We start from the raw sequence: 24,037 nt of genomic DNA, 5'->3' as shown, positions 1-24,037 counted from the left end.
AAGAATGGCTATCACAAGGCAGCTATGAACCACGTGATACAACAGGATCATGGCAGAGCCGGCTCGAATTCTCCTGTTATCATTTGATGTCCGTTATGGTAATCGTATTCCTGCTTGCGTTCTAACCCAAATTTCTCTAAAATCGGCAGGTCGTTAGTAGAGAACAGATAGCTGTCTTCTGACGCTATGTGTTCGTGCCATGCCCAGTTCGGCACAACAAAGAAATCACCTTTAGTCCAGTCAAAACGGATTCCATTTATGATAGTGCAGCCTGCCCCCTCATGAACGTGATAAACGGATGCATGTGTGTGGCGATGGGCTTTTCCTTTAAAGCCTGCAGGTAATTTTTGCATCCAAGCTGCTATGGTTGGACACGCTGTCTCCCCATTGGATGGGTTAATGTATTCAACGGCATAGCCGTCGAAGGCATCCGGTTCAAACCGGCTTAGACCATTAATCGCCGCATCTGTCCCCGACCACTTATATGAACCAAGAGGAGCTTTTTTTTCATAACGGTCCGAAATAGGGCGGACCATTCCACCTTCGTAGCGTTGAGCAGTATAATTGTCCGGAACCTTTGGCTGTTCAATTTTTTCCGGATACGGCTCAAAGAACGTCCCTCCAAGATAGTAGATGGTCGGGATGTCAAGGCAATCCATCCATATCATCGGCTTATCACCAGGATGACCGTGCCCATGCCAAAGTCCATTTGGCGTCGTGAGGAAATCTCCACGTTCCATGAAAATACGCTCTCCCTGGACAATGGAGTAAGCACCTTCTCCCTCCATGACAAAGCGGAGAGCATTCTGGACATGACGATGGGAAGGAGCAGTCTCTCCCGGCAGGATTAATTGAACAGCAGCATATAACGTTTGTGTAGTCGATGCCCAACCCCAAGGCTTTCTATAATTCAGCCCAGGGTTCTGTAAATAGATAGCCCGGCGTTCTCCCCCACGGTCCGGTGTAAAAATTTGTGTCGCTTCCATCAATTTTTTATGCAGTAATTCATGTTTCCAAAGATATGCTTGTGCATGCGGCTCAGGGGTATGTTTCATTAAATCAGGAATCGCATTCCACAATGGGCCAAGATGATACTGCTCAAGATCACGGTTAAAATCCTGTACGAGTGCACTTTCGAAAAAGGTATTCTTTTCGGCCATTTCTTGTCCCTCCTTTACAGCTGCTGATTATATTTCGATACATTTCGCTTCATCTGACTGTAATGTTTTTCTGCATGTTCTACGATGAGGTGGTTAACAATGAATTCAATCGGCTTGCCGTCAAAACGAGGATTGCGGCTTGGAGCCTTAAGAGCTAAATCTTCACTTGTCAATGTTGTTAGCACCTTTTCAACCGTGGGAGGGATGGAATGGAGTTGTTGAACAACTATTTCTACGGATAAGTTTGTTACATTCTCTTTGGAGACTGCCAGTAATCGTACTTCATCTATCAGGCCTCGCCCCCATGGTTGATCAGGCTGTGACTTAATATTCTTTATTTCTTTCCCCCAATACGGAATGGCTTCAACAATATGTGTCATGATTTGCATAATCGACCATTCGTCTTCCGATGGTTTCCAACGGATTGTTTCTTCCGGAAGAGACATTACAAGCGTTTCTATTTTACCAATCGATTCACGGAGCGATTCGATTGCACTAACTTGTATCTGCTTGCTCATCCAACAGGCACCTCCGTCGTAAGTTTTACTCTATTTTCAAGCACTCCTACTTGATCGACCTCAATACGAACGAGATCTCCATCTTTAAGGAATTTTTGCGGATTCTGTGCGACACCTACTCCCCCCGGAGTCCCTGTCAGGATGACATCGCCCGGCTCGAGCGTCATTAGCTCTGATAAAAATTCAACCAGGTATTGGACAGAGAAAACGAGATTTGCAGTGTTAGAGTGTTGACGTTTCTCTCCATTAACCGTTAAGACAATATCCAAACCAGATGGATCGGTCAATTCATCAGCTGTCATCAACCAAGGGCCCATTGGAGCACTCCCATCAACTGTTTTCCCTTGAAGCCACTGAAGTGTACGGCGTTGAATGTCACGATAAGTAACATCGTTGACGATTGTATATCCAGCTACATAATCAAGGGCATCTTCCTGCGTAACATTTCGAGCTCGCTTCCCAATGACAAAGGCGAATTCTGCTTCGTAATCCAGCTGCTCGGAAATAGGATAAAACGGAATATCATCTTGCGGACCGATAACGGTATTAGCAAACTTCGCAAAAACGAGCGGATACGGCGGCAGCTCCCGTTTCATTTCCAAAATATGCTCACGATAATTATGACCAACACAAACTATTTTTCCTGGGGATGGGACCGGTGCCTCCATTTTTACTTCATCTTCTTCAAAAATTAGTTGAACCGAGCTTTCATTTTTAAGTGCATAAGCGATAGCCTCTTTTGCCAGCTTTAGACTTTCTGTTCCCCCTTGCAAAAATCCATTCATATCCTTCGGTACAAAGGCTTCTGCAATTTGAGCAGCTCGAAGTTTCCCTTCTGATGTCAGTTTGGTTTTAAACGCTGCATGAAGATCAATCAATTTCCGATTTTCTATAGCAGCAATCCTGGATTCTCCATTATGAGTAAACGTAACAAGTTTCATCGTGATCTCCCTTTCCTCAAATCTATATTCCCTTTCCATACCCTAAAAATGGCTCACAAGAGATAAAATATATCGCCTTCTGGACCAAGGGGTAAATGCCCTGCTTCAAGTAATTCCACAATGGGAAGGAAAGTATTATTGCCCTCCGTTAATTCAGCGGCACATGCAAGAACACTAACGTACATCGCATGTCCAACGAGAAATTGAACGGCTTCCTCGTCACTAAAAAAGTTGAATGCTTGTGAATATGCTCCGTGGAAGATCGCTTCAGGTATTTTATCTACCATATCAGCAAGAAGGGTGTCATTTCCGGCATGGACGATTTTCTCCTTTAGCTGGTCTGGCACTTCCTTAAGTGCTTCCCAGAAAGCACTGCCTTCAAATGAAAGCCGTAGAATCGTTTTTGTTACTTGGTCTCTTGAAATCCACCTTATTTCATATTCATGAATGTTAAGAGAACTCATGAATTGGTCTATTTTCTGCTCCGCTTCTATATTCTGCTGTCCAACGTTCTTATACCAGTTAATGGTTGTTAGCCGTTTCACCATTTCATTCATGGAACGAGCCCCCAGACTATCCTTTTCTTCGTTTATTAATTCCACCAGCGCCATTTTACTCCGCTCCTTTGCTATTGCCCGAAATATTAATCTCAAAATCTATTTCCTGCACTTTTGCTAGGACTAATATTTTGTTGTGAGTTCAGGCGGTCCGAACTTTGGCCCATACGGTCCTTCATCCAGCCATCTTCCCAATCTTGGAACAATCGATACCAGGGAAGCTGCGACTTCTCGCTTCATATTCATTTCAGGAGAATTCCCCTGGAGATGATTTAGTGCAGTGGTTGAAGCATCACGATTCCATTTGGCAGCAATGCGGCGCTCATCTGCAACTGCTTCAATCGCTGCTGCCCGCTCTTCTTCAGAACGAGATTGTAATGCTTTCTCGATCCCTCTTATGGCAACAATAGCATCTGGCACACCAGAATTTAGTCCGCGCGCACCAAATGGTGCAAATAAATGAGCAGCTTCTCCAGCTAATAGAATACGGCGTTTAGAATCGGTAAACGAATTTGCAACAACTTGATGGAAACGATAGGAAGACACCCATGTGATCTGCTCGGCATATTTCGCATCCATTACTTTTGGCAGCCACTTCTTGACACTTTCTATATCGATATAATCTTCTGGTCGATCAGACTCAAGCAGCTGCAGGTCAATACGCCATCCACCTTTAAATGGAACAAACATGACGTTTCTTCCACCCATTGCCGGATGTTGATAATGAAAGATTCGCTCTAAAGGAAGGGGATTCTCTTCATCCTCTTTTGTATCAACAACAAGGAATGTATCTGCTGTACGTGGACCTTCTAACTTTAATCCAGCCTGCTCTCTGATAACTGAACGTGCACCATCACAACCGATAATGTAATGCGCATCCCAGGTTTCACCCGATTTAGTGGTTAATTTCACTCCAGCGTCTGTAATATCTAATTTCTCTACCGGAGAATTCCAAATAAATTCAACTCCTGCTTCCACACAAGCCTCATACACATGCTTTTCAATTTCATCTTGATGGAGGGAGGTAAAATGAGGCAATTTGTTTGGATCGGTGTGATCGGTTTTTCCGTAATTACGTACATATACTTCTTTTCCTTTGTAGAGAGTTCGTTTGATGGGCCAAATGACGCCGTTTCGGGCTAGTGTAAAACCAAGACCTTTGGAAGTTTCCTCAAGAAGTTTTAATGTGGCACTGTGCAAATAAATAGCCCTGCTTCCTGGACGCGGGCGGCCGAATGGGTCTGCTTCCACTACTAAAGTAGATATCCCCTTTTTTTGTAAAGCAAGCCCTGCAACAAGTCCTACTGGCCCGGCGCCGACGACAATCGCATCGTATTGATTTTCTTTTGCCATGAATACCGCTCCTTTATGGATAGAATTCTATCCGTCATATGAATTTCAAAAATCGATTAACATTTGTACTTGTCAGCATTTATCACAAAGTCAGCGATTCTTCTCTTGGTTTTGATAAAGTCCCCTTGACTGCTCCTGATTAGCCGCCCGGTTATTAGGACAAACCTATCTTCTTCTCCAAGATGGTCAATCATGTTAAGTGCCCTTAAAGCAATTTGCTGGGAGGTTTGATGAATGTATACCTTTGTACAATCAAGTTTTTGACGGTTTCGTTCTTCACCCGTGGTCTTTACAGCCTTTAGTGTCCTTAGTATGGAACTCTCGGCGGCATAGATTCCGGTCACAAGATCAGCAATGAAAGCTGCTGTTTCCTGTTCTTCGTTAAAATGACTAAGGCTATTCTTTTGGAAAGCTTCCATTGCGGCATGATATAGATTTTTCAATAGCTCTAGCGTTAACATCTCCCGCTGAAGAGGGCCTTCTTCCTCTCTGATATTCATCTCAGGTCTAGCGTCATAGCCTTTTGAAAGGGTATCGGCTATCAGAATTCTGTTGATTTCATTCGTCCCTTCGAAAATTCGGAAAACCCTGGAATCGCGATAGAGTGTCTCAATTTCATATTCTGTCATATAACCGTTGCCCCCATGAATCTGTAGCGTTTCATCAACAACTATATCCAGCACTTCCGTGGACATGATTTTATTAATCGAACACTCCACTGCATACTGTGCAATCGTTTGGGCAAAACTTGCACCCGTTTGTTTCATCTCATTGAAACCACTTTGCATGGCACCAGCTGTTCTATATACAGCACTTTCATTTACATATGTGTGGATCACCATATCGGCGATTTTATTTTTTATTAAAGGAAAGTTGGAAATCCTCTGCCCAAATTGCTGTCGTTCATTTGCATATTTAACGCCAAGTTCAATTGCTCGTTTGGCGATTCCGAGTGCGGTAGCAGCGAGTTTATGGCGACCAATATTTAAAATATTAAAAGCAATCGTATGTCCTCGGCCGACCTCCCCAATTACATTTTCGACAGGTACTTGCACATTTTCTAAAATAAGCGAACGAGTAGAGGACCCTTTTAAACCCATTTTTTTCTCCTCTGAACCGGTAGAAACGCCATCATAATTTTTCTCTACGATAAAGGCCGTTAATTTTCCCCCAGCTACTTTCGCATAAACGATAAAAATATTTGCAAAAGCAGCATTCGTAATCCACTGCTTTTCGCCATTTAAAATGTAAAAGCCGCCATTATCTGATAACACTGCCGTTGTCTTTATACTCATGGCATCCGTACCGGAGGAAGGTTCTGTCAAGGCATAGGCGGCAATTCTTTCACCGGTTAAGATCCCCGGAAGATAGGCCTTTTTTTGCATTTCTGTTCCGAAATACGCAATTGGAAGTGCCCCTATGCCAGTCTGTCCGCCGAATGTGATCGAAAAGGAGCGCCCAATGGCCATCACTTCCGAAATAATGGTGGCACTTACCTTTCCCAGTTCTAAACCGCCGTCGTCCATCGGAATGTCGGCACTAATGAGCCCAAGGCCTCCTGCCTTTTTCATCAAACGAACCGTTTCCGAGAAATCCTGTTCCTCAATCTTTGTCAGTTCAGGCATCACTTCATTTGTCACAAACTTATAAGTCAAGTCCACTACCATTTCATGTTCATCACTAAAATCCTCAGGTGTAAAGATTTCTTCTGGTGAAAGATCATTGGTTAAAAAGTTCTTGTTACTCCTTTCTTTCGTCAGCATCGCTTCACCCCTCTACTGTTTCTGTCTGTTGCATCATTTTCCTGCGAATGTCCTCAGGGATTGGATACGCTTTTGCTTTTCCTTTAAAAGAAGTCCATGCCCGAATTTCATAACCTTCTGCAACCGTCTTTACCCCTTTTACAAAAACATGCTGAATTTTAAAGACTTTATTATGCAATTCTTTGACTGTACTCTGAACAACTACATGATCTTCAAAAAACAGAGGAGACATGAACTTGCATGTTGCTTCGAGCAATGGCACGCCAATCTGTTGTTCCGTGTAAAGTTTAGAAGAAGGAGAACCGATTTTCGTCAAAAATTCATGAGTTGCTTCATCCATCCACTTATAAAAATTGGGATAAAACACGATGCCTGCTGCATCGGTGTCGCCCCACCTTACCTGAAAGTGATATTCTTCCATCTACCTTTTCACTCCTCTACTATTCCACATACCGTTGGCTATTGTCTCGAGGCTACTTGGTCCCGAAGTTTCAACTTTTGGATTTTCCCACTGGCTGTCACTGGAAATTCGGCTGTAAATAGGACCTTCGCTGGGATCTTATAAATGGCTATTTGATCTTTAAGATAGGATTTGATTTCTTCTTCCGAACTTACATTTCCATTTTTCAGCCGAATGACGGCACATACTACTTCGCCAAGGACATCATCTGGAAGGCCGACGACTGCGGCTTCCATTACTTTCGGATGCTTCATTAGCACCGCTTCAATTTCTTGAGGGTAGATGTTCAGACCCCCGCGAATAATCATTTCCTTTTTTCGCCCGACGAACCGTAAATAGCCCTCCTGATCGAGAGTACCCAGATCGCCAGAGTAAAACCACCCTTCATCGTCCAAGACCTGCTCTGTCTGCTCCAGCATTCGATAATAACCTTTCATCATCCCAAAACTCTTGATGGCGATTTCCCCTACTTCCCCAGGAGGGAGTAGTGCCCTATTTTCATCGACAATTCTTAGTGATACCCCTGGAATAGCTTTTCCAAGCGTTTCGGTTACGTTTTGTTCGGTATCACCGTAAGGAGTCATCGTAACAGAAACCGTTTCAGTTATCCCGAATGATTGGCAGAGGTTGATGCCCAAACGGTCTCGTATCTCCTTCACCTTTTTTGCTGGAATAGGAGAAGCACCGACGAGTCCCGCACGCAATGTGGACAAATCATACCGATCAAAATCCTCCACTTCTAATTCTTTGATAAACATTGTGGGGACACCTTGCTGAATCGTCACTTTTTCTTTTTCAATTAGCTCCAAGGTTTCACTCGGATGAAATCTTTCCTGAAGGATCATTCGGGATCCGACAGCGGCAGCACACAACATGTTGATGGCCATGCCAAAAATATGAAAAAGAGGAGCTGAAATAATGAAAACATCGTCTTGCGTGCAGAGCATTCCTCTCCCAATTGTCCGGGCTGATTGCACAACACTACGATGAGTAACCATTACTCCTTTAGGTGTTCCTGTAGTCCCTGAGGTATACAATAGGCAAAACAGATCGTGGTTTACATCGATATTAGCCATTTCCGTTTCATGCTCTTTTAGACTTACTAACTCTTCGTATGAGTGAAGATTTTTGTGCTTGAATCGTACAGTAACAGCTTTCTGCACCATATGGAGTGCTTCATTAAAACCAAAATTGTGTTCAAATTCTTCAGTGGCGATTAATAGCTTTGGTGAAGAATTTTTCAATATATAGTCCACTTCATGGGACTTATATTTCGGGTTAAAAGGGATGACAACCGCTCCTACTTTAGCTGCAGCAAAGTAGATGACGACTGTTTCGTACCAGTTTGGCAAAGAAACGGCGATATGATCTGCTTTCCTTATGCCTAGTTTCTTTAGTGCCGCTGCGAAAAGGTCTGCATCGTTTTTCAATTGTTGGTACGTTTTCCGTTGACGTAGATCGTATATAGCTTCTTTTTTTCCATGAACTGATACAACATGTTCTAACAGCTCATATACCGACAATAGATTTTGGTCCTTTTCCATACTCACACTCACTTTCTATCGTCTTCATAACAGACTGGCCCCTCCTAAATTGTGGAACATGTTCATAAAAGGAGGAGGAACTCTCCTATTGCCTAGCATCTATTTAGGGCAGCACTTCCCAGATGGCTGCAATCCCTTGACCCCCGCCAATACAAACAGCTGATGCTCCATACCTCTTATTACGTCTTCGCAATTCATAAATCAATGATAAGGTAATTCTTGTTCCGCTCGCTGCGAGCGGATGGCCAATGGCAATTGCTCCTCCATTTACATTCCCGATGTCAAGATCGAAACCTAATTCCTTTTGACAAGCCAAGTACTGGGCGGAAAATGCCTCATTAATTTCAATCAAGTCTAAATCTGCCAAGGTCAAATTCGCTTTTTTCAATGCACTTTGAATAGCAGGAACCGGACCGATTCCCATATACTTTGGTTCTACCCCCACGGCGTCCCAAGAGACTAATCGTGCCAGCGGTTTTAACCCTCTTTCAGCAGCATAATCGCTTGATGCTAAAACAACAGCCGCTGCCCCGTCAACCATGCCACTTGCACTACCGGGGGTGACGACGCCATTTTTGACAAAGCGGGGCTTTAGCTTTGTCAGTTTTTCCAAACTTGTTTGGCGGATATGTTCATCTTCTGCAATTACCTTTTCACCTTTTTTCTCTAACACCGTAACAGGAACGATTTCCTCTTTTAGATAACCCTTTTCCCTTGCCGAAAGAGCACGTTCGTGGCTTGAGAGGGCATGTTGGTCTACTTCTTCTCTAGTCAGATTGTATTTTACGGCTAAATTCTCGGCGGTTTCTCCCATCGTGCATTTACCATATGTGTCGTACAAGCCATCCCATAACCAGTCTTCCATAAGAGGTGCACCGAGAGGACTGCCCCATCTCATCCCTCGGATTACGTGTGGCACCTGGCTCATGTTCTCAGTTCCCCCGGCAAGTGCAACATCGGCTTCTCCAGTTAAGATGTAGCGTGCCGCTGTTAGAATTGACTCAATCCCGGTGCCGCAAAGACGGTTAATCGTTATGGCCGGGACATTGATAGGAATGCCAGATTTTAAGCCAACATGCCTTGCCAATAAATGTGCATCTTTACTAGACTGCTGTACATTTCCAAAGACAACTTGATGGATATCCTCTGAGGAAATATTGGCTTTCTTTATTGCTTCCTTAGCGGCTATAACCCCTAAATCAGTAGCATTGATATCACGAAATGATCCGGAAATTTCAGAAAACGGGGTCCTTGCTCCCTCCAATAAAATAATGTCTTTCATATATTTTCACCTCATCAGAATAGTGGTGATGCCTTTATCTCCCTACATAGACTGGCTTCCTTTTTTCAACGAATGCTTGGAGGCCTTCTCTGCGATCCTCTGTTGAGAAGGCATTGCCAAAGCAGGTGCCTTCGATGATCAGACCCGATTCGAGATCGGTATTACTGCCAACATTCACGGCAGTTTTCAGCATTTGCAGTGCTATAGGCGGTTTCTGGGCCAATTTATGCGCCCAGTCCTTTGCTGTCTCAAGTAATGTCTCAGCAGGCACTACCTTGTTGACAATATGCAAATCGAGCGCACGCTCTGCATCAAACATTTCTCCGAAATAGAGCAATTCCTTTGCGACACCTTGGCCTACAATCTTTTGTAGACGCTGGGTACCCCCACCTCCAGGGATAATCCCCAATCCAACTTCCGGAAAGGCAAACTTGGCCCGGTCAGAACTGATGCGCAAATCACAAGCGAGCGCAAGTTCAAAGCCCCCGCCAAGAGCCAGCCCGTTTATCGCCGCAATGACCGGCTTCGTTGTATGGTCAATTTTTGAAAAAACCGTCCGTGAAACCTTGTTCATCTTGTTGACACCGACAAGATCCAGTCCCGCCATTTCGTTGATATCGGCACCCGCAACAAACGCCTTCTCTCCGTTTCCTGTAAGGATAATCACCCTCACTTCATCATTGACTTCAAGTTCATCGAACAAATGGGAGAGCTCATTAAAAACTTGTGTATTCAACGGGTTGACCGGCGGCCGATTGATGGTTACGATTGCGATTCTATTTTCTATTTCACACAATAAAAACTCATAGTTCATAGCTTAATCCTCCATTTTTTATTCATATTCATAAAATCCTGCACCTGTCTTTTTGCCCAGCCTGCCTGCTCTAACCAGCTGTTTTAGAAGCAGAGGCGGGGCATACTGGTCGTTATTTAATTCTTGTTTGAAATACTCCATCACATGGTAGCCGATATCGACACCAGCAAAATCCTGGAGTGTAAACGGACCCATCGGGTAGTTCAAGCCAAGCGTAACCGCTTTGTCAATATCCTCCGCGGAAGCGACACCTTCTTCCAGCAATTTGATTGCCTCAATGAATTGTGGAATCATAATTCGGTTGACAATAAAGCCCGGGGAATCCTTCTTTACTTCCACTGACTCTTTAGAAAGCTGCTTGGATAGCGCTTTCAGTTCGTTAACGGTTTCATCGCTTGTCCGATAGCCGCGTACTACCTCGACGAGCTTCATAAGCTGTGCAGGATTAAAGAAATGCATGCCTGCTACACGTTCCGGCCGATTCGTTGCGGAAGCAATCTCTGTGATGGACATGGAAGATGTATTGGTTGCAAGGATCACCCCTTCTGCAACGATTCGGTCGAGCTTAGAGAAGATCTCCTTCTTCAACTCTAAATTTTCGAGTACTGCTTCAATAACCACATCTGCTTCTTTCATGTCCTCGAGATGGGTAGTCGTTCGAATCCGGGCGAGTGCCTTTTGTTGATCTTCTTCCGTCATCTTTCCTCTTGCCACACTTTTAGCCATAAATCCATTCATACGTTGTATGGCATTGTCTAAGAAACGTTCCTCAATATCATGTAAAACGACTGTAAATCCATTTATTGCCGCCAGGTTTGCAATACCTGACCCCATAGAACCTGCACCTACAACACCAATTGTTTGAATAGTCATTCTCTTCCCCTGCCTAACTTTTAAAAATTTTCTGTAAATAGATTATATCCCTATATCGAATTTGATTGTACCTACACAATGTAGGAAAAACACATATGCTTTTCGTACAATTTTCAGGGTTAACTGGTACTGTTTCAAGTGCTGGCATTTCTTACTACAAATTTGGGCACTGGAGCTGGAAAATTCTCGAAGTCAATTCTGTATGCTTATCATTTAAAAAAGCTGAATTCTCCTGAACGAGGGAAAATTCAGCTTTTTCCATTTATTGTATTACCATAGATCTTGACCTATTTTATTCCCATACATCTCGTAAAGCTTAAGGGCCATCATTAAATTGAATCGTACTTCAGCATCATTTAAATCAGCAGATAGGAGTGATTCGATTTTTTCAAGTCGGTACAGTAGTGAGCTCCTATGAATATACAGTTCTTCTGCTGTATTTGTTACATTTCCGTTATTTTGTAAAAATACATGAAGGGTGTTGTACAAATCAATATTCTTCCCTTCCGAATATTTAATGAGAGGGCCAATCTGTTTCGTCATAAATAAATCTACGGCGAGGCAATGATCGAGCTGATGCAGGATGACATACGATCCTAAATCTTCAAACAGGGCGAAACCATTTTTTCGAAAGCGGCTGGCTAAAACGTTTAGAGCCTGTATAGCCTGCTGATAACTTATGTAATAGTCTTCTAGTGTATGAGTATTGCCGCCAATCCCTGCCAATACACTATAGGCAACAGGTGATACGTCAATCCATTTCTTGATGTGCTGATAGAACGATTCCCAAAATTGCTTGGGGCGGTTATGCTCTAAATCAATTGGCACAATCAAAAGCAGCTGCTCTTGATGGGAGGCAGCCAAAATCCCACTTCCCAGCTCCGGGAGATGCGATCTGATTAAATCCCAAATAAGGTTTTTTTTCGCCTGCTGTTCCAAAAGGTTTCCTTCTTTTAATTCTTCCTCCCCAAGCGAAATGGATAACACAGCGATTCGGTGGCTCCGGAAAAGATCCCACTGGTACAAGTTTGCATATTGCAAAATGCTGTCGCGATCTTCGATTTTTTCCGTCAACAATTTGCTAATAAAGCTATCTTTCATCTGCTCTTTTGTGTCTAGAACCAGCTTCTGTTTGATAAACTGGATGGAGCAGATGTTTCTGCCCAAATCAACCGTCAATTGATCAAATTCATCCATTTCTCCTCTAAGTCTACGGACTGCCAGATAGCCTAGTAAGCTTCCGCTCCCATTGATCATCCAGAATGAAAAGCAATATCTGACATCTTGAGGGTCGCTCACATGGAAAGCATCGGTAACTCTTTGTTTTCCTCGCTCTTCTCTTGCCAATTCAGCCAGTTGCTCGATGAGTTGGCTTCCAGCCTCAGTCTCATCGGTGTTATATGAAATTGGCTGCATAAACCTATTAAAAACGATAACGGAATCCTGAAACAAACGGCCAAGCATTGTCGTGATCCCTTCAAAGTTGTTATCTACGGCAGTTTCCTTCAGCAATGCTTGTTGGTAATCTAAAAGAAAATGGAGACGTTGTTTATGTTCTTTCTCACTATTATATAACCGGGCATTATCAAGTATCGTAGCGATGTGGTTCGCCAGCATCTCTAGTACTTTTAAGTCCTCTTCCGTAAAGACCCCTTCACGTTTGTTTTCAATATGAAGAACCCCAATTGTTTTCAAGTCGATAACCAATGGAACTGTCATTTGGCAACCGCTAATCGTCTCAAGAAATGGAAAATGTTCCTTGAGTACATATTTATCCTCAACCATAATTTTTGGCGGACGATCCATTTTTCCATATGAGGGAGGTTGAAAAACAAAGCAGTCTTCTTTCTCGTTAAAAAGATAAATACATGCAAAGTCAGCATTTGTTCCTATTCCAGCTTTGGAAGTTAACTCAGCTATATGCTGTTCTAATGGGGCATCAAGCGAAATGTTCTTACTAATCCATTCAAATCCTTCGATTTTTCTAAGCTGAGCTTCTTTTTGCCTTGCCACAGCCATAGCTACAGCGATGTCTTTTCCAAACTCCTCAAATGGTGTTTCCATATCCAAAAGAGGGACGTAACTCAAAAAACCAACGATACAAAAACCAAAATGCTGGATGTCGTCTTTTAGCGGGACAGTAAACCACGTCTTCACATCAGCCTTCTTCAAGATTTCAGCCAGGCGGCACACCATTAGTGAATCTGCCGTTTGGTACGTCAGGCTTTGAAATAAGAGTTTCGGAGAGCATTCATCGGAATAAAGAGGAAAGGATGAAGCTAAGGAAGACAAATTCCCGCTCCATGCTTTTGGTATAAACTTTTCCCCTTCATTTAGAATCACCGCTACAAAGTCGCAATATAGTGCCGAACAAAAGGAATCCGTTAAGTATTTGAGCGCCTCCTCTTCAGTATCAATCTTAATCAGCTGACGTGATGTAGTACGCAAATGATTTTCTACTTTTTTCATTAACTTATCCCTTTTGTTGTCAACCACAAACGATCCCCTCCTTTTTTGCCTTTTCTATCTATTGTAAAAGAAGAGAAGCATCATAAGAAAGGAAATATATGAAATTATTTCTATTTTTAGAATTTAAGACGGACATCTTTTAGCTTTTTCATACATTAACTAACGATTCCATTTGATAAAGTTAGTTATCCTCTCTTCTTTTCCAAACATTCTAAAATCCCGAAGAAATCTTTTCCCCGGGATCATGTAAAGATTATTTGGCTATCGTCAAATTTTCATTTTTCTCTTCTAACTGTTCTTTCTCTTTATAATAGTTTCCATGTTTCTCTTGAACGAAAAGCATTGCGATACCGCCAAGTACAGCAGCACTCGCAATCGCCGCAAAATTATATTGAGGCATCAGATTCATCGAAAGGAGAATACCGACGAAAGTAGGAGCGACAATACCGCCAACACGGCCAAAAGCCATTGTGCTGCCTATTGCTGTTGAACGCATACCACTAGGATAATATTGAGAAACAAAGGCGTTCGACATGTTTTGCAGCCCGACAGATGCAGCACCAATTACTGCGATGAAGATAAAGGCAAGAAACATACTGTTCGTGAACCCTATGAGAGATAATGCAATTCCTCCACAGAAAAACAATGGGACGAGTACCTTTTTAAAACCGATCTTATCCACCAATGGGCCAAAAACAATTGTTCCGACAATGGCGCCTATTTGCATGACAGCTGTGAACGTAAGACTTGAACTTAGGTCATAACCGGACTGCATCATAAGGCGCGGCAGCCATGTATTCATGGAATAAATCAAAACAAAAGCACTAAAACAGGAAATCCAGAACATGATGGTACTTGTCGCACGCTTTTCCTCGAATAGCTTTACAACAGGAGAACCAGGCTTCTTAGCTGCAGGCTTTACAAATTCGATTGCCCTTTCTGCTCCTAAATTCGGATCTATCTTGGAAATAACCTTTTTGGCATCCTCATCCTTGCCTTTCTCCAAAAGGAAACCAACGGACTCTGGAATGCTTTTCATTAAAAACGGAATAAACAATAACGGAACGCCACCCAGCCAAAAGACAGGTTCCCAGCCTGCTGTCGGAAGAAGCGACCTGCTTGTAAGCGCTGCCACTAAAGCCCCTACTGAATATCCACAAAAGATAAAAGAGACAATAGCCGTTCGAGCCCTTTTAGGCGAGAATTCTGTTGCCAAGGCAATGACATTAGGCATAACTCCTCCTAACCCAAAACCAGCGATGATACGGACAATGGCAAACATAAGGGGACCATTCGCGAAACCGGATAAGAATGTAAATAGGCTGAATACGAGTGTTGTTAACCATATGATTTTCTTACGGCCAATCTTATCAGCCAACATACCAAAGATAATAGCACCTATTGCTGTTCCTATCGCCGTATAGCTGCCTATTGCACCTGCTGTCACGAGTGATATTCCCCATTCCTTCATAAGAGAAGGAACAGCAGCTCCATAAATCACAACATCATATCCATCAAACGCAATCACCATGAACAGCCAAAATATGAACCAGATATGAAATGAATGAATACGGCTTCTATCAATCACATTCATTGGGTTGATTTTTTTCATCCTAAACGCCTCCTTTGTAGGAAAAAATTAAATTATTTCAAAGAATTCCGGATAAACCTTTCAAAAGTGAGCCCACCTTCCTTTTTAATATTCTGAATTTTCCGTATGTAAATTATATTAACTCCTATCAAAAACTGTTAGCCGCTTTTTGTAGGAAAAAGAAAATCAATTTTCGTTTATAATGTGGACTTACTCCATTTCATCATAATGATGGACCTATTGACTTAGACAAGCATATCCTTTAGTAAGAGAAAAAACACGCATTTAGCGTGTTCAAAAGTTCTTATCTTTATCTTTACATTGCAGAACGATGATTATAAACACCCTAAAGGGAATTAGTGATAAAACTTCATAAGTAGCACCTTCCAACCAGTATCATTTGTTCTATATGCCACAGTTATATGAGTATGGAGCAAAATCCGTAAAGGTCGTCGATAACTTGTGGAAACTATGACTAATACCCAAGGTACATGGTTTGCAAGCCCTGCCATTTTAGCCACACCATATGCAATCGAATAGACAAGTATTCTATGACATCTAATAATATGTGACGAATAGCTATCGGTGTCTTTAGAAAAAGTTTTTCCTCTCAGCCAAGGAAAAAGGGAGAAATGCTTCTGCATTCCTCCCCTTCTATCAACATCCCTTGTTATTGTTTCGGCTCAAGACCTACAAGACGGAGGAAGTATGCCAAATCTTTCTTCCCATTGCCTAGTGATTCTTTTGGCTGCTTTTTAGCAGGTGCATCCGGTCCCTTCGTTAAGAAGTTTTTCTCGACAAAACGAATATCTGTTTCGTCCACCACGCCGTCTTGATTGATATCTTGCGGCACGATCGATGGATCATTCGTACCATAGGCCTCTACGATACTTTGAATATCGTGGATATCAATCATGCTGTCGTCATTCACGTCACCAGCAAGACTTTTACCACCTAATCTAAAATGTTGCCCGCGCATCTCACCGTTTACAGAATATCCAGGAATGAACTTCTTCATCACTTTGAGATGCCCCGGAACATCGACAACAACTGTGTGTGCTTCATTAGAAGCTGGGATACCCTTAATCGTGTAGGATCCTCTATTATCAATTGTTCCCTTATATTTTTTACCTTTTGGGGACATCACATATACTTGGGCACCAATTTTTGTATAATCTCCTGCTTTCAAAGAACCGCCTGCTGTCAAAAATGCTTCCGGTAAGATGGAACCCTGTACTCTCGAATGCGTTGAAATAATGTTAAAGCTTTCCGTATTCAAATAAGAAATGGCAGTAGCTGCTGTTTGTCCCGCTTTCATATAAGACGCCTGCTTTACATCAAATATGGTAGCATTATCGTAATATGCATCACTTACTACTTTGAACGTGACATCAAGAAAAGGCATATCCCCGTCCAAACCGCTGAATCCATTTCCTGTCATGGAAGCGCCGAATTTCACCGTATTAGTGTAAGTTCCTTCTGTCACCACAGGTTCTTGCAACGATACCTCCAGGCCATTTTCCTTTGCATACTCGTTTGCCGCATTGTTCAGCTTCACATTCTCAAACTTAAACAAATCGTTCTTGAACCCTACTTGGAATTCTCCAGATACAAGCTGCTTTACATTATTGAGGCTAAGTGTCATCGTAACTGTATCGTCAATCTTCACGTCTTTCTTATCGTAACTAGAAGTTGCATACTCTGTACCTTCTTTTACGAAGACATAGTTTTGCTTATTAAATGTCGTTGCAATATCAGACGTATTCAAAGTCAAATGTAAAGGTTTTGTTGCAATATCATTTGCCTCAATACCGAATTTCACATCTCCATTTGCTTGGATTGGGAAGCTTCCACCTACCCTTCCAGAGTTTGCATAGTAATCCATTATGTTGGATGATTGATCAATGTTCAAGCCTTTGGATTTCAATACATCCACTGTCTCATCTTTAGCTGTTCCATGCAGCCATACTGCTTTCTGTCCATCTTCTTCCGTAAACATAGAGTCATTAACCTCGATCACACCTGGTTTTTTGTCCATATTCACTTCCGGTGCTGTATTGTCCACAATAAGCGGATTATCTACAACATACGATTTCCCTTCCTCATCGTGCCCAATCGTTTCCAGTATATAATCGCCTGCTGGAAGCTTCACAGGAAGATCGCTAATCGGCTTGGAAGAATCATTTGTAAATGGATAGACAGTACCCTTGAATGCTCCTATAAGAAAGGTTTCTCTGTCTATTAGTAACCTACTAGTGTCAGCTGTTCCTATAAAACCTACAGCTTTTCCTGTTTTACTGTCCTTGACAAGCACATCGATTGTTTGCATCGGACTATTCAACTTCATTATTCCGTGGACCGTAGTGCTTAAAAGTTCCCAGAAAGGTGTATTATTTGTTACAGATGGTGTACTCGTTTTTATATATTCAAATCCCTTTTCCGTCACCATGACAGCGAATGGGATTTGATATGTTTCGGCCGGATTGTTCGCATTCGTTACATGGATATATCCTTCATATCTGCCTTTCGCTGCACTAGAAGGAATCGTAATTTTCGGCTGCAGTTCCTGTGATTGTCCGCTTGCCACTGTAAGAGATGCCGGTACCTCAACTTGTATTCCATTCTTCACTGCATCTTGAATGCCTGTACGCTCGCCGTGATACTCCACTTCTACTTTAAAGGATTTTTCTTCCTTACCGTTGTTTTGAACAGTCACTTTTTTGCTTGCTTCAATTGGTTTATCACCTTGCTTAAAATGTCTGCCAAACATAATAGAACCTGTTTGTTCGTCAATTTCGACAACATTTCCGTTCTCAATATTTTTTGTTTTGTCTAATACTTTGATGGATGTATCCGTATGAACAGCTTGATACGCATCGATGCGCCCTGAACCCACTTCGTATACAGAATACTTTCCGTTCAAATCATCAGATGTATTCATAAGAGCCGCTTTTACATCGAAAGGTGTGTATTCTGGATGCTGCTGCAGGATCAATGCAGCTGTACCTGTTACGTGAGGAGTCGCCATCGATGTACCAGACAAGCGTACATATGCATTGCCGTAATAAATACCGTCTTGCGGATCATTGATGTATTCCGGTGCAGTAGAGAAAATTGAAACACCAGGAGCAACTACATCCGGCTTAATATCATAATTTCCGTTTACCGGCCCACGTGAGCTGAAATCAGCCAAGTGATCGCCTTCCGTTTTTGTATTGCTTAACGTTTCAAATTTGAAAGATACTTCGCCTAGCGCCTTTAACCGTTCACCATCCGCTTTTGACAGGCGGAAAGATGGAATAATACCTACCCCCTCACCTAAGTAGGCAGGTATTTGTCCGTCGACATTGTTATATACGATAACCGCTTTTGCTCCAGCATTTTTTGCATTTTTAATTTTTTCATCAAACGTAATTTCTCCGCGCTGAATTAACGCAATTTTTCCGTTAAGATCTTTCCCCGTAAAATCAGCAGGTTTACCAAGTCCCGCAAATACAATTGGTAAGGATTGTCCTTGCAAATCTTCTAACTTATCAGAAAAGTCCTTGCCTAATAGCTGCATATTTTCAAATTTTTCGTTAGATACACTTGCGCTGAATGTAGGAATGGACATGGAAACATCGCTTGCCCCTACTGAAATACCGAGAGCAGCCGTTCCTGGAGAACCGAGAGTTTTTTCGTTCGGTCCGGAGTTGCCCGCGGCAACAACAGTCACCACGCCTGAGAGCATGGCGTTATTTACAGCTACTGAAGTGGCGTATAAAGGATCATTTGTCTGGGCTCCAAGCGACATGTTGATGACATCCATGCCATCTTTAATCGCTTTATCGATTCCAGCAAGGATTCCCGCTGTATTTCCCCCTCCCCAAGGTCCCAATACTCTATAAGAATATAAATCGACTTCAGGTGCTACCCCTTTCACAGCATAATCCGCATTATTTTTCTTTTGAGCTGCAATCGTTCCCGCTACATGTGTACCATGGTTTGTATAGTACACTAAGCCTGGATATTCCGGCTTACCAGCTTTTATCCAATCCTCGTACGTTGTTTCCATCGGATCTGCATCGTTATCTACAAAATCATATCCGCCTTTATAAGCATCTTTTAAGTCAGGATGATTATAGTCAACACCTGTATCAAGAACACCGACTTTTATTCCCTTACCGGTAATGTTCTCGGCATGCAGCTTGTCTACGCCAATTTGAGGGATACTGTCTGCCATTTTCGGATCAATGGCTTCTTTCGTTTTTACCGGCGGTTCCACTTTTACCTCGTAATCTTTAAAAATACGTTTAACAACTCCAGATTGCAGCAACTCCTGCACTGCCACGCCAGGCAGCGTCATCGCTACACCGTTGATGGCGTTTGTATACTCTCTAGTGATGTTTACATCTTCTGCATTGTATTTGCTCACGTTTTTCTGTGATTTCAATGATTGCACATGTTCTTTAAAAGCTTTGTGAGATTCTTTTACTTTTTCATTCGCCGCAGAAGAAGATAGGTTCGTTCCTTTTGCCGCTTGCTTCATCACTTCAATTTTCGCTGGCACCTGTTCGAATTCAACGATGACCTTGACTAATTCCGGGCTATTCGTTTTAATGTCCGGTGAAATCGTAAAGTTTGGTTTGGCATCCAATTGCTCTAACGCTTTTCTTTGTTCTGAAGACAGGCTCTTTAGAATTTCCTCCGCATGATCCACTGGATTCAGTTCATAGGTGCTTTTCGCCAATACGTTATATGGAGTGCCTTGAGATAGTAACATGCCTACAGCTAATGTTCCTGTAAGGATCTTCCTTATTTTCTTTCTCTTCATACCGCATCCCCTTGTCCAATATAATTGTTCATAAAAAAATGAATGAATGAAACTAGCAAACTATGATTCTACATTTATCATCCCACATTTCTACTTTTCTGAATATTAAACATATGAAGTAAATTTTGCAGTTATTGGTTCTATATCAGAATAAAACAAAAGTACTACTCCGTGTCTTTTTATTTAATCATCATCTTATGCGTATAGATATAGCACCATGCACCGGGCATGAAAAAACCCAAGTGAATTATCCTCACTTGGGCCGCAATCGGTTTATTGTTGGAGAACCGTTACTTTTTTAGGTGTTGTTGTCACTTTAAAGCCGTCTTTTGACACTACATCAGCTGAGATAAAGTAATCTCCATTTGGAAGCTCCGGTTTAGGTGCCCATTTTGTATGAACTTCTTTTTCATTATTAAATTCAAACATATCGACTATATTTCCATTTATATCTTTTACATTAAATGTCCAGTCTGATCTGTTTTGGGCAAAGTAATCAATTTCTGCTGGAGTGTTTTTGTTTATATTTTTAGTCGGATATACACTTGAATTGGAAAGAACCATCCATTCGCTCATATATTTTTGATCTTGATCTCCCCAAACGGTGTAAGAGTGATTATATGCGTAATCCGCTCCAACTACAACAATACTTTTAGGTTCGGAGTTTAAGAGTAATGTAGTCGCATTTCCTGGTGTATAGTAATTTCCGTTAACCCAAACCATGGAAGCGGCATATCCACTTCCGTTTTCATTATCTGTGCCCTTCCAGGAAATTTCGTATTTTTCATCTTTCGGAGTTACCTTAATGTCTGTTACTTTAGGAAGTGTGGAATCTACTTTAACAGGCATTTTAACTTCTTGTGGTCTTGCACCTGGATAGTCTAATGTCGTTTTAATGACATATTGATAATTTCCTTCGGGTACAAATTGTCCAGACTCATCTTTCATATCCCAAGCATAAAGTTCATTGTAAGAAGTATCTCCAAATGACATAATATTTTTTCTGAATTTCCATGGTTGACCTGTATATTCACTGAAGTCACCTAAATACTTAACGATATTTCCTGATTGATCTTCGATATACATTTCTGTTTTTTGCAAATTACGTAAAGCAGTAAAGGAAGAATAAATACCGATTAGATGGAAGTTTGGCGAGATGGCAATTTTGTTAAGATCAAATGTGCCAGTAGTAGAATTATATCCCTTTGGATAACGTTCTGATGTGCCATCCCAAAGCGCGGTATAGCCTAAAAATGCATCTTTTTCCCATGCTGGAAGATCAATATTTTGCGGTTCATCCCATTTTCCATAGAAGCCCATATAAGGAACAGTTAGTGGCACTGCTTTATCCTGGTCTTTCGCTACTGGTACAAGACGAACAAATCCTTCTACAAAACTATTTTTCTTTAAGGAATCTGGTAAAGATACGTTAACAGTCAGCATTTTTGTTTGACCTGGTTTGATTTTAACTAATGCTCCTTTTTTGTCTGTTACGATAGTATCATTTACAGTGACAGTCGCATCATTAATACGTTCACTTGTTAATGTTAAATACTCTTTTGAATCTAGCTTCCCATCATTATCTAAATCAAATTCCTTCAATTCAGTCTTATCTTTCAGGACATCTACATAAACATTGTATTCAATATCATCACTATTATTTTTAGCTTTAGGGGCATCTAATGCTTCCATTTGTAATTTAAAGCTTGTATTTTGACCAATTTCCTTTAATGCTACTGATCCTGCTTGTTCTAAAGGTGCGTTTCTATTAGTAACAATAACAGGTGTATTAATTGCATTTTGAATCTGCATTAAACCTGACCCTTGTACACGTGGAGAATATGGCACTTCTCCATTTGTTCTAGGATCCATCACAATATTCGATGTATTCATTAAAGCCAGTTTTGCCTTTAATACCGTATCTTGTGAATGTGTTAAGCCTTTTTGATAAAGTGCCTGCAATAACAATGCCGAACCGCCTGCCACATGAGGAGCTGCCATCGATGTACCGCTCATAATTTCATAATCATTTCCGGGTACAGTCGAATAAATATTTCCACCAGGAGCAGAAATCTCAGGTTTAAAATCTAATGTATGTGGTGAACCAATGGATGAGAAATAGGACATCGTGTTTTTGTTTGCATTATCGACCCAAGTATCGCCTGCTAATTTCATCTTTACAATTTGATTATTCGTTAGTTTATTAATTAGTTCTTGCCCTGGAGCCTTACCCGTTGTAGCAGCTGGAATTGAAAATTCACTCAATCTCAGATATGGATAATCACCCATGCTATCTGGTGGTATGATGATTGCTGCTTTTGCTCCAAATTTTGCTGCGTTAAACTGAATAAAAGAATAAGAAGTATATTGATTCAATAATTTTGCTACGACAATTTTCCCTGCTACGTTTTTACCATTACTAGTAAAGTCAGCATTCTTGGAACCTTCGCCTACAAATACTAGCTCGTACTCTTCATTCGGATTTAAAAAATTTGAGAGTTTAAAGTTAGGCTTTCCAAATTGAGTTTGATCTTGGAAAGGAAGCTTTAAACCATTTGTTTCTGATAAAGTATTTAAATGCATTTGTGTATTTTCATAAGAAGCAACTGATAAAGCATATGGACCTACAGATGGCTCACTAACTGTTCCAATATCAGGATTTTCTGCATATGGACTATAAGCAGATGGAAATAATAAATTATGTTTAGTACTATAAGCGGAATTACCAGCCGCTACTACAACAAGTGTACCTTGTTCTGTCGCAACTCGAATAGCTTTTTGTATCGGATCATTTTCTTCCCCTACAAAGCCTGCATCAGAACCTAAGCTCATGTTTATCACATCTGCACCCATTGTTACTGCATGCTCTATTCCAGCAATAATATCATCCTCATAGGCTCCGCCACCTTTATCGGAGAACACCTTCTCAGCTAAGAGTTGAACACCTGGTGCAATACCCTCGATTCCGCCATTCGTTTCGTCCCCGTCTGCTCCAATTGTTCCAGCAACGTGTGTACCATGCGAACTTCCATTTCCTGCAGGAATGACATCAGTATCATCGTCAGCCCAATCATAACCTGTTGGGACTTTATCGGAATACCAAACATCGTTTACAGCTGTTTCATCCAATTTACTTTTAATTCCACTTTGAGTTAATTTCTCTTTTGCCTTTGCTTTATCAGTTAATGTCATATCTTGATGTGTATAATCAATCCCTGAATCTACGACCGCGACTACTAATCCCTCACCTTTATAGCCATATTGTTCCCATACTTTTTGAGCTTGTACTAATTCTTTACTTGCAGCCATTGATTCCTGGAATGTTCTAGCAATATGGACATTCACAACCCCAGGAATAGACTGGATTTCTTTTATATTTTGAAACTCTGTTTCTATACTAAAACCATTAAAACTTTCGAAAAAGCGTTGTTTTACTTTAGAAGGAGAATTTGATTTAGACCTATTTTTCTTCGATATTTCTTCAATTACTTTGTCTTGTTTTTCCTTAAACAAAGATTTTTTGTTTTTTGGAGAAAGGTCAGTAGCTGTTGGTTGTTCAACTTCAACGATGAAACGAACAGTATCATTCGGTTTATGTGCTTCAACTAAACCTTCTTTTTTTACGTCTTTATAAAGTGAATCATCTTGACCTGTTTCGATCTTATCCTTATCAAAAAATAATGGTCCTCCTTCTTCCACCATTTCTTCAACCATTTGCGACTCAGCTGGCATATCATCACTTTCTGCAAAAACGGTAAGTGATGTAAATAATAAGGATGTCATCGCGGCTGTGGTCATAACTTTCCATGCTTTCATTTTTCTTTTTTTCATTCACAAATCACCTCATCTTTTAAAATAATGAAACTAGTAAACTATGATTCTATCTTTATTATCTAGTA

15 protein-coding genes are annotated in these 24,037 nt (G+C 41.4%); all 15 read right to left on the bottom strand.

From position 1 onward, the window contains the following. Positions 1 to 47: 47 nt before the first annotated feature. Positions 48 to 1,160 carry a cupin domain-containing protein gene (locus tag QNH20_RS05355; protein ID WP_283921875.1) on the bottom strand — a complete coding sequence of 371 codons (1,113 nt, stop codon included), beginning with the start codon at positions 1,158 to 1,160 and terminating at the stop codon, positions 48 to 50. 14 nt (positions 1,161 to 1,174) lie between these two features. Beyond that, positions 1,175 to 1,678 (bottom strand): DinB family protein, encoded by a 504-nt coding sequence (locus QNH20_RS05350; protein ID WP_283921874.1) that lies wholly within the window; start codon positions 1,676 to 1,678, stop codon positions 1,175 to 1,177. Beyond that, positions 1,675 to 2,619, bottom strand: coding sequence for a fumarylacetoacetate hydrolase family protein (locus tag QNH20_RS05345; protein WP_283921873.1), 945 nt, complete (start codon positions 2,617 to 2,619; stop codon positions 1,675 to 1,677). The genes QNH20_RS05350 and QNH20_RS05345 overlap by 4 nt, the downstream gene beginning before the upstream one ends. 53 nt (positions 2,620 to 2,672) lie before the next feature. Continuing rightward, complete coding sequence (locus tag QNH20_RS05340) at positions 2,673 to 3,230, bottom strand: hypothetical protein (protein ID WP_283921872.1); 558 nt, start codon at positions 3,228 to 3,230, stop codon at positions 2,673 to 2,675. A 69-nt stretch (positions 3,231 to 3,299) separates the two neighbouring features. After that, the gene (locus QNH20_RS05335; protein WP_283921871.1) at positions 3,300 to 4,529 is read right to left on the bottom strand and encodes an FAD-dependent oxidoreductase; all 1,230 of its coding nucleotides are present in this window, start codon (positions 4,527 to 4,529) and stop codon (positions 3,300 to 3,302) included. Between the two features lie 56 nt (positions 4,530 to 4,585). Continuing rightward, positions 4,586 to 6,292: an acyl-CoA dehydrogenase FadE gene (locus tag QNH20_RS05330; protein ID WP_283921870.1), complete on the bottom strand. Its 1,707-nt coding sequence runs from the start codon at positions 6,290 to 6,292 to the stop codon at positions 4,586 to 4,588. A 4-nt stretch (positions 6,293 to 6,296) separates the two neighbouring features. Further along, entirely contained in the window at positions 6,297 to 6,713 is a 417-nt protein-coding gene (locus QNH20_RS05325) for an acyl-CoA thioesterase (RefSeq protein ID WP_283921869.1), read from the bottom strand. A gap of 38 nt (positions 6,714 to 6,751) precedes the next feature. Then, positions 6,752 to 8,296 carry a class I adenylate-forming enzyme family protein gene (locus QNH20_RS05320; protein WP_283921868.1) on the bottom strand — a complete coding sequence of 515 codons (1,545 nt, stop codon included), beginning with the start codon at positions 8,294 to 8,296 and terminating at the stop codon, positions 6,752 to 6,754. Between the two features lie 103 nt (positions 8,297 to 8,399). Then, on the bottom strand, positions 8,400 to 9,578 hold the full coding sequence (locus tag QNH20_RS05315) for an acetyl-CoA C-acetyltransferase (protein ID WP_283921867.1): 1,179 nt from the start codon (positions 9,576 to 9,578) through the stop codon (positions 8,400 to 8,402). Positions 9,579 to 9,612: 34 nt separating this feature from the next. Further along, positions 9,613 to 10,392, bottom strand: a complete 780-nt coding sequence (locus tag QNH20_RS05310; protein ID WP_283921866.1) for an enoyl-CoA hydratase/isomerase family protein — start codon at positions 10,390 to 10,392, stop codon at positions 9,613 to 9,615. Positions 10,393 to 10,410: 18 nt separating this feature from the next. Continuing rightward, positions 10,411 to 11,265: a 3-hydroxyacyl-CoA dehydrogenase family protein gene (locus QNH20_RS05305; RefSeq protein WP_283921865.1), complete on the bottom strand. Its 855-nt coding sequence runs from the start codon at positions 11,263 to 11,265 to the stop codon at positions 10,411 to 10,413. 270 nt (positions 11,266 to 11,535) lie between these two features. Then, the gene (locus tag QNH20_RS05300) at positions 11,536 to 13,734 is read right to left on the bottom strand and encodes a helix-turn-helix domain-containing protein (protein WP_481858094.1); all 2,199 of its coding nucleotides are present in this window, start codon (positions 13,732 to 13,734) and stop codon (positions 11,536 to 11,538) included. Positions 13,735 to 13,987: 253 nt separating this feature from the next. Beyond that, a complete protein-coding gene (locus QNH20_RS05295) occupies positions 13,988 to 15,346 on the bottom strand; it encodes an MFS transporter (RefSeq protein WP_283921863.1) in 1,359 nt (452 codons plus the stop codon). 649 nt (positions 15,347 to 15,995) lie between these two features. Then, positions 15,996 to 20,138, bottom strand: coding sequence for a S8 family serine peptidase (locus tag QNH20_RS05290; protein WP_283921862.1), 4,143 nt, complete (start codon positions 20,136 to 20,138; stop codon positions 15,996 to 15,998). A gap of 273 nt (positions 20,139 to 20,411) precedes the next feature. Next, entirely contained in the window at positions 20,412 to 23,969 is a 3,558-nt protein-coding gene (locus QNH20_RS05285) for a S8 family serine peptidase (RefSeq protein WP_283921861.1), read from the bottom strand. Positions 23,970 to 24,037 lie beyond the last annotated feature (68 nt).

Origin of the sequence: Neobacillus sp. WH10, from assembly GCF_030123405.1 — a bacterium.
Lineage (GTDB): Bacteria > Bacillota > Bacilli > Bacillales > Cytobacillaceae > Neobacillus.
This window is presented reverse-complemented; position numbering and strand designations above follow the sequence as displayed.

Coding starts and splice junctions, on each gene's coding strand:
- QNH20_RS05355 (WP_283921875.1), bottom strand. CDS start 1,160: ATGGCCGAAAAGAATACCTTTTTCGAAAGTGCACTCGTACAGGATTTT.
- QNH20_RS05350 (WP_283921874.1), bottom strand. CDS start 1,678: ATGAGCAAGCAGATACAAGTTAGTGCAATCGAATCGCTCCGTGAATCG.
- QNH20_RS05345 (WP_283921873.1), bottom strand. CDS start 2,619: ATGAAACTTGTTACGTTTACTCATAATGGAGAATCCAGGATTGCTGCT.
- QNH20_RS05340 (WP_283921872.1), bottom strand. CDS start 3,230: ATGGCGCTGGTGGAATTAATAAACGAAGAAAAGGATAGTCTGGGGGCT.
- QNH20_RS05335 (WP_283921871.1), bottom strand. CDS start 4,529: ATGGCAAAAGAAAATCAATACGATGCGATTGTCGTCGGCGCCGGGCCA.
- QNH20_RS05330 (WP_283921870.1), bottom strand. CDS start 6,292: ATGCTGACGAAAGAAAGGAGTAACAAGAACTTTTTAACCAATGATCTT.
- QNH20_RS05325 (WP_283921869.1), bottom strand. CDS start 6,713: ATGGAAGAATATCACTTTCAGGTAAGGTGGGGCGACACCGATGCAGCA.
- QNH20_RS05320 (WP_283921868.1), bottom strand. CDS start 8,296: ATGGAAAAGGACCAAAATCTATTGTCGGTATATGAGCTGTTAGAACAT.
- QNH20_RS05315 (WP_283921867.1), bottom strand. CDS start 9,578: ATGAAAGACATTATTTTATTGGAGGGAGCAAGGACCCCGTTTTCTGAA.
- QNH20_RS05310 (WP_283921866.1), bottom strand. CDS start 10,392: ATGAACTATGAGTTTTTATTGTGTGAAATAGAAAATAGAATCGCAATC.
- QNH20_RS05305 (WP_283921865.1), bottom strand. CDS start 11,265: ATGACTATTCAAACAATTGGTGTTGTAGGTGCAGGTTCTATGGGGTCA.
- QNH20_RS05300 (WP_481858094.1), bottom strand. CDS start 13,734: ATGAAAAAAGTAGAAAATCATTTGCGTACTACATCACGTCAGCTGATT.
- QNH20_RS05295 (WP_283921863.1), bottom strand. CDS start 15,346: ATGAAAAAAATCAACCCAATGAATGTGATTGATAGAAGCCGTATTCAT.
- QNH20_RS05290 (WP_283921862.1), bottom strand. CDS start 20,138: ATGAAGAGAAAGAAAATAAGGAAGATCCTTACAGGAACATTAGCTGTA.
- QNH20_RS05285 (WP_283921861.1), bottom strand. CDS start 23,969: ATGAAAAAAAGAAAAATGAAAGCATGGAAAGTTATGACCACAGCCGCG.